Genomic DNA, 12,102 nt, shown 5'->3' on the forward strand with positions numbered 1-12,102 from the left:
ACTTGGTTCCCAAAAGCTGGACGATGCGCAGCGTGTCAACAGATCCGAGGCAATTGTTCGCCCCACAACCAGTCGACGATTCGTCGACCGCCGAAACCGGTCGCCATCTGCACAAATTTCCGATTGTCAGCCACCGCTTCGCCAATATCAGCTGCGTCGGACCCGAGCGGGTGCGCCTTCATGGCTGCAAGCACGGCATCGGCCAAATCAGGCGCGACGATCGCAACGAGCTTGCCTTCGTTGGCGACATGGATCGGATCGAGTCCAAGAAGTTCGCAGGTAGCCGCAACCGCCGGCTTCACCGGAATGGATGCTTCCTGCAGACGGAACCCGAGCTCGGATTGATGCGCAATCTCGTTGAGGGTCGCGGCAAGCCCACCGCGCGTGGGGTCGCGCATCACCCGGATGGCGCTACCGCCGGCGGCAACCATGACCGCTACGAGGTTATGCAACGCTACGGAATCCGAGACGACCTCGGTTTGAAAAGGGACGTTCTGGCGTTTTGACATGATCGCCACCCCATGATCGCCGAGGCTACCGGAGACCAGCACACGGTCCCCGACCCTTGCCTTGTCGGCGGAGAGATCGAGCCCATCGGCCACAATCCCGATCCCGGTCGTAGAGATGAACAGACCATCCGCCTTGCCGCGCTCGACGACCTTGGTGTCTCCGGCAATGATGTAAACGCCGGCACTGCGCGCTGCCGCGCCCATGGAATCGGCGATCGCCTTCAGATCAGAAAACGGGAAGCCCTCCTCGATGATAAAACTGGCCGACAGATAGAGGGGACGCGCGCCGGACATCGCGACATCATTGATCGTGCCGTGCACAGCCAGTGACCCGATATTGCCGCCGGGAAAGAACAGCGGCGAGACCACATAGCCGTCGGTCGTCATCACCATCCTGCCTGCCGTGACGTCAAACGCCGACTGATCATTGCAGCGGGCGAGCCATTCATTACCAAAGGCTTGGTGAAAAAGACCGGAGATCAGCTGTGCCATGGCACGGCCCCCGGATCCGTGGGAAAGATCAACGCGTCCGTTCTCGACGTCGAGCTTGCGTTGATAGCCCTTTACGCTCATGACGTGCGCCTCAACGGTTCATCGCGAACTCGGCCATAGGTCCAATACGCCGCACAAGCGCCTTCCGATGATACCATGCAGGACCCTATGGGAGTTTCCGGCGTGCAGACGGTTCCAAACAGCTTACACTCGACCGGCCGCTTGGCGCCACGCAGGATCGCGCAGCACTCGCACGCCGGATTGTCTGCGACACGTAGGTCGTGGATCGCAAAACGCGTCTCAGCGTCGAATTGCGCGTAAGCCCGTTTCAGCTTCAGTCCGCTGTTGGGTACGAGTCCGAGCCCACGCCATTCAAACTGCTCGCGCAGTTCGAATATCTGCGATACCTCGTCCTTGGCGCGCCGATTGCCGCCACGCGTCACCGCACGACTGTATTGGTTCTCCACCTCGTAGCGATCTTCGTTCACCTGCCGCACCAGCATAAGGATCGCCTGCATCACATCGAGCGGTTCAAATCCCGCGATCACGATCGGCTTGCCAAATTGTTCTGCCAGGGGCTCGTAAGGCTGCGTACCGATAATGGTGCTGACATGTGCAGGCCCGATGAAGCCGTCAATTGGAACCCCGCCGGTGTCGCGGATTTTGGGGTTCTCGAGAATGCTGTGCATCGCGGAGGGTGTAAGCACGTGGTTGCAGAACACGCTGAGGCCCTTCAACCGCTTCTCCTCGGCAATTCGGATCATCACCGCCGTCGGGGGCGTCGTGGTCTCAAATCCGATGGCAAAGAAGACCACCTCGCGGCTCGGCGCCTGTTCGACGAGCCGGATAGCGTCGAGCGTCGAGTAGACCATCCGGATGTCGGCGCCGAGCGCTTTAGCTCGCAACAGGGACTGTCCTTGCGACCCAGGCGCGCGCATCAGGTCGCCGTAGACGCACAGAGTGACCTCTGGTCGGTCGACAAGCCGGATCGCCATATCGATTCGGCTGGCGGGCAGAACGCAGACGGGACAACCGGGCCCGTGGATCATGCGGACGTTCGCGGGCAGCAGATCCTCCAGGCCGTAGCGGGAGATCGCATGAGTGTGCCCGCCGCAGAATTCCATGAACCGATAGGCTCTTTGCGAACTGACCTCGGCGCCAATCGCACGCGCAATTCCCTGCGCGATGGCCTTGTCGCGAAATTCGTCCGCATATTTCATGATCGGCGTTCTCCTGCGCTGCCCAGCTCCTGCAGCAACTCCAGCGTGCGCTTGGCTTCCGTCGGATCGATCTTGGCCAGCGCATAGCCGACATGGACAAGGACGCAATCGCCGACCTCGAGCTCGTCGACGAGAGCGATCGATATCTCCAGGCTGATGCCATCGATGGACACTATGGCCATGTCGTTGGGAAGAATTTTCGCAATCTTTGCCGGAACCGAAAGACACATATCAGGCTGTTCCTCCCCTGGCGGACGACTGTTGAGCTATCTGCAGAGCGCCAATCCAGGCCTGGCCAAGGCTCAAACCGCCATCATTGGGCGGCACCCGCCGTGGCACGAGCGGGGTAAGGCCGGCAGCGCTGCAACCGCGCGGGATTTCATCCGCCAGCGTCGCGTTCAGGAAGCAGCCGCCGCTCAGAACGACGGTATTAACGCCCGTTGTCCGCGCAGACCGCCTGACCCAGTCAACGCAGGCGGCGGCGAAGGTGCCATGAAACAGCCCGGCTCCGCCCACCGCGTCAATGTCATCTGCAATCAACCGCGCAAACAGCGGACGAAGCGACAGCACGCCACCATCGATCGTCCAGCCGGCTTCGAGAATCGCAGTCCGCCGCACCAGCGCCTCGAGCTTCATCGCCGCTTCGCCCTCATAGCTCTGCAAACTCGCAATCCCCAGCAGCGCCGCTGCCGCGTCGAACAACCGACCCGCGCTGGTCGTGGTGACCCCGCCCGGCTGTTCGAGCAAGGCCGACACACATCCAGCCTGCCGTTGCGCCGCAAAGCGCGGCCCGATTTCGTTACCCCGGCCGAGCTCATGTAGTACTGCGCTGGCCATGCGCCACGGCTCGCGGGCTGCACGATCTCTACCAGGCATTTGCAGGGGCGCTAAGTGCCCGATACGTCGGCACCTCGTCCCTTCGCACAACAATAGCTCGCCACCCCAGTTACCGCCCTCGGAGCCAAGGCCATGGCCATCGAGCACCAGGGCAAGCGCAGGTCCCGCATGGCCATGCTCGGCGATCACTGCGGCAGCGTGCGCGTGGTGATGCTGGACAGCGACCAGCGCGCGGCCATTTGCTTCCGCAAACCGGGTAGAAGCCATATCGGGATTCAGATCATGGGCGATGGCGACAGGCTCCACATCAAGGCTCGATGTGAGGCGTCGGATCGTCTCCTCGAACGCACGGATGCCTTCGGCCGTATCCAGATCGCCAATATGCTGGGAGACGAACGCTTGGTTGTCCCGCGTGATGGTGACCGTCGATTTCAGTGCGCCGCCCACGGCGAGTACGGGCGGCACAGACATCGCAAGCCTGATCGGTTCGGGAACATAGCCACGGGCACGACGAATGAATTGCGGCCGGCCAGCCACCACCGACACCACGGAGTCATCAGCACGCGTCACTATATCGCGATCATGGGTCACGATAAGGTCGGAGATCCCCTTGAGCCGCCGCAGCGCCTGCGCGTTGTCGATCAGGAGCGGTTCGCCGCAAAGATTGGCACTGGTGGCAACGATGACCGGGCCGGTCTCCGCACATGCTCCTGCCGAGCGAAGCGCATGAAGGATGAGGTGATGCAGCGGCGCTACAGGCAGCATGACACCCACACGAGATAAGCCAGGAGCTATGGCGGGCGCCAAATTGTTGCGCGAAGGCAGAAGGACGATGGGACGTGCTACGGATTCGAGCAGCGCAAGCTCGGGCGCGTTCGCCTCCGCGATGTCGCTGACGCGCTCTATGGAATCGACCATAATCGCGAACGGCTTCTGAAGGCGCTGCTTTCTGCCGCGCAAACGCTGCACGGCGTCCTGGTTACGCGCGTCGCAAAGAAGCTGGTACCCACCCAGCCCCTTTATCGCCACGATTTGTCCCCCCGCGATTGCCGCGACAATGGCGCTGATCCCATGGCTGAGCCGAGGCCCGCATGTCGGACACGCGATCGCCTCCGCATGAAACCTGCGGCTCGCCGGATCGGCATATTCGGCCGCGCAGGCGGCGCACAACCTAAAAGCCCTCATCACGGTGTTGCGGCGGTCGTACGGCAGCCGTTCGGCGATGGTGTAGCGTGGGCCACAATTGCAGCAACTGATGAAGGGGTAAAGGTAATGCCGATTTTCTGAATCGAACAGCTCGCTGAGGCATTGCTGGCAGGCAGCAGCATCAGCGACGATCTGGGTTGACAATTTGCCGCCTTCGCTCGTGCCGATCGAAAAGTCTTTCGCCGCGAGCGCCGCAGTCTCCCGAACGCAGATGTGGTCGATGCGTGCCAACGGAGGCGCCTCGAGCGGCAACGTAGCGACAAACTCCGACGCACGGTGGCCCTCGACCTCGATCGTAACGCCCTCGGGGCCATTGATGACAAATCCCGCCAATCCGTAGCGCATGGCGAGTCCATAGACGTAAGGACGAAAGCCGACCCCTTGCACGGCCCCACTCACGCGGACGCGCAGCCGCGTTCGGTCGCAGGTGGTTGGGGCGCTCATCGCCTTGTGTCCTCTAGGGCGCGCCTCTGATGCCCCGCCTGTCTATCGATCCAGGCGTAGAGCGCGCCAAAACCCTCGCCCGTACGAGCCGAAACTACAAGCACGTCGATCTTTGGATTGACTCGTCTGGCGTATTCAATCGTCTTGCCCAAATCGAACTCAAGCAGCGGGGCCAGATCAATCTTGTTGATCACCATGAGCGAAGAAGCGGCAAACATATCAGGATATTTGAGCGGCTTGTCTTCACCTTCGGTAATCGACAGCACTACGATCTTGCAGGCCTCGCCAAGATCGAAGGCTGCGGGACAGATCAGATTACCGACGTTCTCGATGAAGAGAATACCACCCGTGAGCAGCGGCAAGCGGCGATAAGCCTCGCCAATCGTCGCAGCGTCGAGATGGCAACCCTTGCCGGTGTTGACTTGAATGGCTGGCACGCCGGCGGCCCGAATGCGTTCGGCATCGTTCGAGGTCTGCTGGTCGCCTTCGATAACCCCGACCGGCCGGCTACGCTTGAGCTCAGACACCCCGCGGACGAGCAGCGTCGTTTTACCTGCACCGGGACTGGACAAAAGATTAAATACAAGCAGGTCATCGGCGACGAAGAGCGCGCGGTTGTCCGCCGCAATCCCATTATTCTTGCCAAGAATATCGCGCCCGATCTGAATGACCCGCTCTCTGCCCATGCCCGCGACCTTCAAGCCAGCCGGGCCAGCGCCGCCACTCAGAAGCGCCTGCCCACCATGAGCCTGGTGACGGGCAGAGCCACGATGGCGACTATGACTATCGCCAGCATGGTTTGAACGCTGCGGGCCTTGGTCGCCATGCGGATGCGCGCAATGGCGATCGCAATTGTCCTGCACATGGACCTCGTATCGCTCATGGCTCTCCGCATCATGCGCCTTGGCGCGTTTGGTCGACGGCGTCCCTTCGGTGCAGCCGCAAACGGTACACATCAATCGATCTCCAGCTCTCTCACACGCATCTGTTCGCCCGCGGTTACCTGCAACTGATAGCTGCCGCAGCAAGAACAGCATTCACCGCGTCGCGCAATCTCGACGCTCTTCGAACAGCTCATGCACCAGGCAACGCCGGGCAGTTCGACGATATTAAGGACTGCACCCTCGGCAACGGTCCGCGTCGCAACGACCGCAAAGCAGAATCTGATCGCCTCCGGCGCGGCATGACTCAGCGCTCCCATCTCTAGACAGACGCTCCGCACCCGCGAAAACGATCGGTGACGTACCTCCTCCTCGACGATTTGAATGATGCCAAGACAAATCGCCATTTCATGCATCGCCAACTTCGCGAAAATTCAGAGTGAACCCGACGCACGGATCGAGCGATGCAATCACCGCATCGACTGCATCCCGACGTCGTCTAGCCGTCAGCACCGCGCCCTGCAGGCTGCGGACAAGCGGTCCGCGCGGGTGGAAATTCCACTCCGTCGGCGCAAGGAATTCGAAGCGGGATATCCGGCCCTGAGGATCAAGCTCAACCGCGTGGTAGAGACGCCCCCTGGCGCATTCGACCGCGGCCGCCGCACGACCGGGCCCTAACTTATATCTTTCGATAATCCCATGCTCCGCCGAGTCAATCTGAGCACCGGCCTTGAGCCAGGCACATAACCGGAGGGCTTCAGCAATTCTGGCCCTCAGCCGCTCGGCCGCACCGGAGGGGCTCGGCGAGAGCCGATCACGCGTCATTTGGCGCGCCCATGGACCCGTCTCGGGCACATGTCCGTCAAGATCCGGACAATAGCAAAATTTCGCGCCATCCACGAGCAGCCGTTTAATGATGTTGAGGTCGTCAGCAACGGACAGGAACGAGTGCTCCGCCGGAATTGACTTCAGGCCGCTCTCATCAAGCGCTGCAATGCGAAGCGCCAATGGGCTACCGGACCTCACCGCGCCCCCCTCATTCGACATGCCGAGCACGTTCAGCGCAGCCACGATCCGCGCTGTTGCTTCGCGTTGAGCGGAGCCCCAGGCTGGCTGTGCGCTGCCGAGAAGCCCTGACATTCCCCGCATAACAGAGCGGATTGCCGCCGCACTGGCGATGTCTTGCGCAAGATGTCCGACAAACAGGCCCCGTAGCAAATCCGCGATCCGCTCGATAACGATAAGCGCAATACGATGCTGTTTTGTTGTGCGGTTGATCACTTCGTCGCGCGCCGTCTCGACCGCGGACAGCAGGGCAGTTTGCTGCGCAGCGGCACACAACGCGAAGAGCCGCGGCAGCACCTTGAGCAGCAACGAGGCTTGTTTGCCGGCGAACAGCCGCGCCAGCGGCGGCCGGACTCGCGGCAGGATCTCGATCGCGGCTACTACGTCGGCAGCTAGCGATACGGTTACATCGATTTTGTTCTGGGCAGCGAGGCTCATCCGCACCGCTCCACCAACATCCTGCGCGAGTTATGCCGGCGGTCGCTGCGCCCGCGGCGTCTACGGGATCCCACCCGACGCCGAACGTTCTCCAAGCTCTTCATGTGAAGTACGCCTTAATAATTTCCTGCATGCGCTCAGCAGAGTCCTGGAAATCCTCGTCGGCAGCCAACGCAACAATCGGCACGCCGCCGACCTCCAGCGTATCAAGGATGATATTGTCCGTAGAACTGAAGAACTGCACCGACCAGACGTTCCTGATCCCGGTCGCCTGCACTCGGCACGTGCTGTAGCCACGGAAGATGAGTTGGACCGGGCCATTGCCCACGCTTTGCTGCAGGAATGCCAGGTCGATAACGCTCATCGGCAGCAAGGTTAGATTGATGACATGCGCGCGCATGCCAAAGCGCCAGACGCGCGCCCGCTCGCGTATTTCGGCGAGCACCGGTTGCACGTTCATCGCGCCGTCCGGCGCCGCGCCGATCGCAAGATCGGCGGACGTCAGGTCAGTTGCGGCGCGCCGGACAATCTGCGGGATCGCTCCGACCTCAAGATATTCGTGCGCCGGCTCGCTCCCGATGCGCACGCGCCAGATTCCCGCAAGCACGGACTCCCGGATTTGCGCCAAAGAGCCATCTGGCAGCGCAACAACGCCGGCGACCTCACCTTCTCCGAGCACTTCACCTAACAGCTTGCGCTCGGGATCGCTGAGATTCGCGAGTCCGTACAGTTGTGTCCGAGCGCTGCTTCTCTGGCTGCCAACGGCAGCAGCGGCATTCGATAACAGCGCCATGGCATTCGGATAGTTCCTTGCAAGCTCGTCGCCTTCGCGCCAAGCGCGCTTGGCGAGCGCAGTCGCACTCGTCAACCCGCTATAGAATACATCGAGACGGCCAGAGCTCGTGGCAAGGTCACTCGCCGCCCCGTCGGAGCCGTCGGGTACAACGCGGATCGCTGTTTTCATGATGCGATGTTCCATTGGCTGTATCGAGAGGCAATGCACTTGCCGGCACAAGCGCTGCCGGTGTGTGGCCGAACCGTCGGTACCGCGACGCCATCGATCGTGACCAAACGGACCGGTCTCCTGCCGATCAGGCGGAGTGTATCGTGCCGATGGCACAGGACGGGCGTCGATGGGCCTCTCAGGCCGAGCCACTCAACCAGTTCGCCACCTATGCCGCGCGCAGGCACTGCACCTTGCAGGCGCGGCCGAAACGCCTTGACGATCTCAGGAAGTAGGAATGCGACGTGGATGATCCGAAGCAAATATAGGGGATCGACCGTCGGCGGCGGCATCACGGCCACCCTCACGGGAGCGTGCGCGACCAGGCGCGCATCGACGCCGACGCCCTCCACGTCGTACGGAGTGGGCCGCGGCAGACCATGCTGCGTCCGCTGCAACTTCATCACACGCCTTCCTGATAATGTTCGGTTCTGCTAGCAGGGTATTAGCAAGGCGTATGCCAATCGCCGTCTGGCCGCGACTCGCGCTCGAACCGATGGCTCGAAGCGCCTGACATTGTCGATGCAAGGTTACGTGGGACTGGGATACGATTTGTGGCAAGCCTGGTCGGCGCAACCGGCGAGCGGAGCGGCTAGCGTAGGTGCTCCGGCAATTGCGGCTCATGACCGATCAAGTCCGCAAAGAAGCGATCGCAGTCCTGGCCCTTGAGGCTGGCCTCAAGCCCGTCAAGTGCTTCCGAGATCAGCCTTGCTTCATTTTCGTCCAAAAGCCGCACCGCGCTGTCGATATGAACGAGCACCTTGGCGCCGACCGAGGCGTCGGAGAGCAGCATGACCGAGACACGCCGCTGTTCATTGCCATATTCGCACAGCGCCGTGATGCCGTCGGTCTCGACAATCGTCATTGGCAAGCCAAGGCACATGGTCAGTTCGCGGGCCGCTAGATCGGCTGCGCCCCCATCTCATAGTTTGCATGGTCGATATTGTTCGCCAACAGCCGTTCTGATGCAGGCAGCGGCCCGGTCCGCGGCTTTGCCGGCGAGTCCCACTGCGCCAGGAGTTTGCAAGCCAGTTCAATCGCAGGCGCAATCTGAAGGCGTACCGGGGCCGTCAGCGGACCGCCCCAATGCTCCAGGTCCAGCGGCTGACAGCCGATGAGAGCGAGCTCTCGCGGGCAGCGGCCAAGCAGGTCGGCCGCACTCAAGACCTCCTGAAAGCCGGTCTGATGCAGGCTCATCTTCTTGGCGGCGGTAAATTTTGGCACTTCCTCATCTCGCACAAGCTTCAACTTCCCGGGCAGCAATCCATAGTCGATGGCATCGAACACGATCAGGCAATCGGCCTGCTCAAGAAAACTGACCAGGTAGAGCCCCTGTGTGCCGCCATCGAGGACGGTTACGTTGTCATCGATGGCGTAGCGGCGATGAAACTCCTCGACCACCCGCACGCCGAATCCCTCATCGGCCCACAGGATATTGCCGATGCCGAGCACCAGGATCCTTTTCTTGTTTTCCGGATTCAGCATCCGCTCCCAGTCTTCAATCGCGAAACCCGCGCTCACACGATATCACAGAAGAGATGCTCCGGCGCGACGTGAGTGTTCCCGGACCACCGCGTAGATGTGGACCAGAGCAAAGGCCACGATCACCCACAGGCCGAGATGATGCCAGGTATGGACGTCCTGACTGTTCGGCCAAATTGAAAATACCCAGCCGAACAGCTTGTACTGCCAGCTGTCAGTACCGGCACCTTGCCCATAAAGTGCAAAGCCTGTGACGACCATGAACGTGATCGTCTGCGTAAACATGAAGAACATCGCGAGCTGAGCAAGACGGTTGTGTCCGACGCGCCTCTCGGGCTCAACTGTAAGGAACGCATACCAGCGAATCTCGTGGTACACCTCGCGCCAAAAGCACTTGCGCCAGAGCGGCACCCAAAAGATCTGCATGGCATGCGCGTTTCCGATTAACGCCCAGTAGATCCGCAGAAGAAAGCCGATACTGAGCACATATCCCGCCGAGAAATGAGCAAAGCGGATATAGCCGAACAGGAAATTGCCGCTTGCCTCTCCCGACATCGCCGGTGTCCCGGTTCCAATGACATAGCCGGTTACACTCAGCATCAGAATGGCCGCCGCATTAACCCAATGCCAAAGTCGCACCGGCGCGCAAGCGATCCCAGCGCCGATGCTCCGTTCAGTGGGTTCCGCATCGACGGTGGCAAGGAGCTTTCGAGCTCTGTCCAGCATGTCGTTAGCGAACATTGATTGAGGCCACTTCCTGGCCGTCAGGACTCATCACGTGGGTCGAGCAAGCCAAGCACGGATCAAAGGAATGGATCGTGCGCAAGATCTCCAGGGGCCGCTGCGGATCGACCATCGGGGTACCGATCAGGGAGGCTTCAAAAGCGCCGATATTGCCCTTGTGATCTCGAGGAGATCCGTTCCACGTCGTCGGCATGACACATTGGTAATTGTCGATCTTGGCGTCCTTGATCCTGATCCAGTGCCCAAGCGCACCGCGCGGGGCCTCACTGAACCCGTAGCCCTTGGCCTCCTTGTGCCAGCTTTCCGGTTTCCACCTGCTGACATCGGCAGTTGCCGTATTGCCTGCCTTGATGTGGATTACCAGCTTATCCTGAAAATAACGCATCTGATGCGCCGCCCACTGGCATTCGAGCGCCCGCGCTGCAGTACGGCCAAGCGTCGAGAACAGCGCAGTCAGGGGAAGATTGAGCCCCTTGAGCAATCTCTCGGCCGGCTCTTTGAACTCGGCTTTGTCTTGTGCATAACCGATGATGTATCGCGCCAACGGCCCGACCTCCACGGCGTGGCCGCGCCAGCGCGGCGCTTTGATCCAGGAATACTTGCCGCCTTCGTCGAGTTCCTTGATATCTGTCTTGTTGCCTTTGAGTTTTGGCCCAAGTTCAAAACGTGGCTCGGTGATACCGTCCCAGGGATGCAGTCCACAGCTATCGCTGGGGTATTTATACCATGAATGCGCGACGAATTCCTGGATCTGCTCGGGATCACCATGGTCGATCGGCAGTATCTCGTTGAGATTGCCACCAAGAATGACCCCACGCGGCAGCTTCAAACTTTTGGCGGAACAGTCATTTGCGTTTTCGGGGATGTCGCCATAGGACATCACGCTCTTGCTCGAAAGTCCGCCGCCATGAAGCCAGTCCTTATAGAACGAGCAGATCGCGGCAATGTCGGGCAGGTAGACCTGCTCGACAAACTCGATCGAACGGTCGATGATCGAGGACACGATGTTCAGTCGCTCCATATTGATCGCACCCACCGCACCAGTTCCGTCGATGTTGATCGCACAGGGCACGCCGCCGACCAGCCAGTTCGGATGCGGGTTCTTACCACCATAGATAGCTTGGATCTTGACGATCTCCTTCTGGAAGTCCAGCGCTTCCAGATAATGCGCTACAGCCATCAGGTTCGCTTCCGGTGGCAGCTTGTAGGCCGGATGCCCCCAATAGCCATTCTTGAACGGACCGAGTTGCCCTGATCCGAAGAATTTGGTGAGCCGGATCTGCAAATCCTTAAAATAGCCAGGGGACGACAGCGGCCAGGGCGAGATAGACTGCGCGAGCGCAGAGGTCGACTTGGGATCGGCCTTGAGCGCGGAGACCACGTCGACCCAATCCAGCGCGTGCAGGTGATAGAAATGTACGAGGTGATCATGCACGAGCAGGCACAACTGCATGATGTTGCGGATCGAATTGGCATTCTCCGGAATCGCAATTCCTAGTGCATTTTCAACCGCGCGCACGGAGGTGAGCGCATGGGTGCCGGTGCAGACCCCGCAAATCCGCTCGGTGAACGCCCAGGCGTCGCGCGGATCGCGTCCGCGCAGGATGACTTCGATGCCACGCCACATCGTCCCGCTTGAGACCGCATTGCGGATCACATTGTCGGAATCGAGATTGGCTTCGACACGCAGGTGGCCTTCGACCCTCGTCAGCGGATCGATGACGATTCGCCTGCCTGAACGATCGAGATTGAACCCGTTCGGTGTCTGGACGGCCACCGTC

Annotated in this window: 12 protein-coding genes and 1 pseudogene; all 13 read right to left on the reverse strand. The window is 60.7% G+C overall.

Annotated elements, in window-relative coordinates; all coding sequences use genetic code 11:
- Positions 1–35: 35 nt before the first annotated feature.
- Entirely contained in the window at positions 36–1,082 is a 1,047-nt protein-coding gene (hypE, locus tag OWC48_RS35095) for a hydrogenase expression/formation protein HypE (protein WP_282524089.1), read from the reverse strand.
- A complete protein-coding gene (hypD, locus tag OWC48_RS35100; protein ID WP_282524090.1) occupies positions 1,079–2,221 on the reverse strand; it encodes a hydrogenase formation protein HypD in 1,143 nt (380 codons plus the stop codon). Before hypD ends, hypE begins: the two co-directional genes overlap by 4 nt.
- Positions 2,218–2,403 carry a HypC/HybG/HupF family hydrogenase formation chaperone gene (locus tag OWC48_RS35105; protein WP_306664603.1) on the reverse strand — a complete coding sequence of 62 codons (186 nt, stop codon included), beginning with the start codon at positions 2,401–2,403 and terminating at the stop codon, positions 2,218–2,220. Before OWC48_RS35105 ends, hypD begins: the two co-directional genes overlap by 4 nt.
- 49 nt (positions 2,404–2,452) lie before the next feature.
- Entirely contained in the window at positions 2,453–4,708 is a 2,256-nt protein-coding gene (gene hypF, locus OWC48_RS35110; RefSeq protein ID WP_282524092.1) for a carbamoyltransferase HypF, read from the reverse strand.
- Positions 4,705–5,664: a hydrogenase nickel incorporation protein HypB gene (gene hypB / locus OWC48_RS35115; protein WP_282524093.1), complete on the reverse strand. Its 960-nt coding sequence runs from the start codon at positions 5,662–5,664 to the stop codon at positions 4,705–4,707. Before hypB ends, hypF begins: the two co-directional genes overlap by 4 nt.
- A complete protein-coding gene (locus OWC48_RS35120; protein ID WP_282524094.1) occupies positions 5,664–6,005 on the reverse strand; it encodes a hydrogenase maturation nickel metallochaperone HypA in 342 nt (113 codons plus the stop codon). The genes hypB and OWC48_RS35120 overlap by 1 nt, the downstream gene beginning before the upstream one ends.
- Positions 5,998–7,092, reverse strand: coding sequence for a hypothetical protein (locus tag OWC48_RS35125; RefSeq protein WP_282524095.1), 1,095 nt, complete (start codon positions 7,090–7,092; stop codon positions 5,998–6,000). Before OWC48_RS35125 ends, OWC48_RS35120 begins: the two co-directional genes overlap by 8 nt.
- A gap of 100 nt (positions 7,093–7,192) precedes the next feature.
- On the reverse strand, positions 7,193–8,056 hold the full coding sequence (locus tag OWC48_RS35130; RefSeq protein WP_282524115.1) for a hydrogenase expression/formation protein: 864 nt from the start codon (positions 8,054–8,056) through the stop codon (positions 7,193–7,195).
- Positions 8,053–8,499 carry a hypothetical protein gene (locus OWC48_RS35135; RefSeq protein WP_282524096.1) on the reverse strand — a complete coding sequence of 149 codons (447 nt, stop codon included), beginning with the start codon at positions 8,497–8,499 and terminating at the stop codon, positions 8,053–8,055. Before OWC48_RS35135 ends, OWC48_RS35130 begins: the two co-directional genes overlap by 4 nt.
- A 188-nt stretch (positions 8,500–8,687) precedes the next feature.
- On the reverse strand, positions 8,688–8,978 hold the full coding sequence (locus tag OWC48_RS35140; protein WP_282524097.1) for a HypC/HybG/HupF family hydrogenase formation chaperone: 291 nt from the start codon (positions 8,976–8,978) through the stop codon (positions 8,688–8,690).
- A gap of 17 nt (positions 8,979–8,995) precedes the next feature.
- Entirely contained in the window at positions 8,996–9,580 is a 585-nt protein-coding gene (locus OWC48_RS35145) for a HyaD/HybD family hydrogenase maturation endopeptidase (RefSeq protein ID WP_282524116.1), read from the reverse strand.
- Between the two features lie 13 nt (positions 9,581–9,593).
- Positions 9,594–10,303: pseudogene (gene cybH, locus OWC48_RS35150) on the reverse strand (Ni/Fe-hydrogenase, b-type cytochrome subunit).
- 4 nt (positions 10,304–10,307) lie between these two features.
- Entirely contained in the window at positions 10,308–12,098 is a 1,791-nt protein-coding gene (locus OWC48_RS35155) for a nickel-dependent hydrogenase large subunit (protein WP_282524098.1), read from the reverse strand.
- Positions 12,099–12,102 lie beyond the last annotated feature (4 nt).

Source organism: Bradyrhizobium sp. Arg816 (assembly GCF_029989365.1).
GTDB lineage: Bacteria > Pseudomonadota > Alphaproteobacteria > Rhizobiales > Xanthobacteraceae > Bradyrhizobium.

Bases quoted from the DNA above. Each gene is read 5' to 3' on its own strand.
- OWC48_RS35130 (WP_282524115.1), bottom strand. From the start codon at position 8,056: ATGAAAACAGCGATCCGCGTTGTACCCGACGGCTCCGACGGGGCGGCG.
- hypD (WP_282524090.1), bottom strand. From the start codon at position 2,221: ATGAAATATGCGGACGAATTTCGCGACAAGGCCATCGCGCAGGGAATT.
- OWC48_RS35135 (WP_282524096.1), bottom strand. From the start codon at position 8,499: ATGAAGTTGCAGCGGACGCAGCATGGTCTGCCGCGGCCCACTCCGTAC.
- OWC48_RS35140 (WP_282524097.1), bottom strand. From the start codon at position 8,978: ATGTGCCTTGGCTTGCCAATGACGATTGTCGAGACCGACGGCATCACG.
- hypB (WP_282524093.1), bottom strand. From the start codon at position 5,664: ATGTGTACCGTTTGCGGCTGCACCGAAGGGACGCCGTCGACCAAACGC.
- OWC48_RS35125 (WP_282524095.1), bottom strand. From the start codon at position 7,092: ATGAGCCTCGCTGCCCAGAACAAAATCGATGTAACCGTATCGCTAGCT.
- OWC48_RS35120 (WP_282524094.1), bottom strand. From the start codon at position 6,005: ATGCATGAAATGGCGATTTGTCTTGGCATCATTCAAATCGTCGAGGAG.
- hypF (WP_282524092.1), bottom strand. From the start codon at position 4,708: ATGAGCGCCCCAACCACCTGCGACCGAACGCGGCTGCGCGTCCGCGTG.
- hypE (WP_282524089.1), bottom strand. From the start codon at position 1,082: ATGAGCGTAAAGGGCTATCAACGCAAGCTCGACGTCGAGAACGGACGC.
- OWC48_RS35145 (WP_282524116.1), bottom strand. From the start codon at position 9,580: ATGCTGAATCCGGAAAACAAGAAAAGGATCCTGGTGCTCGGCATCGGC.
- OWC48_RS35105 (WP_306664603.1), bottom strand. From the start codon at position 2,403: ATGGCCATAGTGTCCATCGATGGCATCAGCCTGGAGATATCGATCGCT.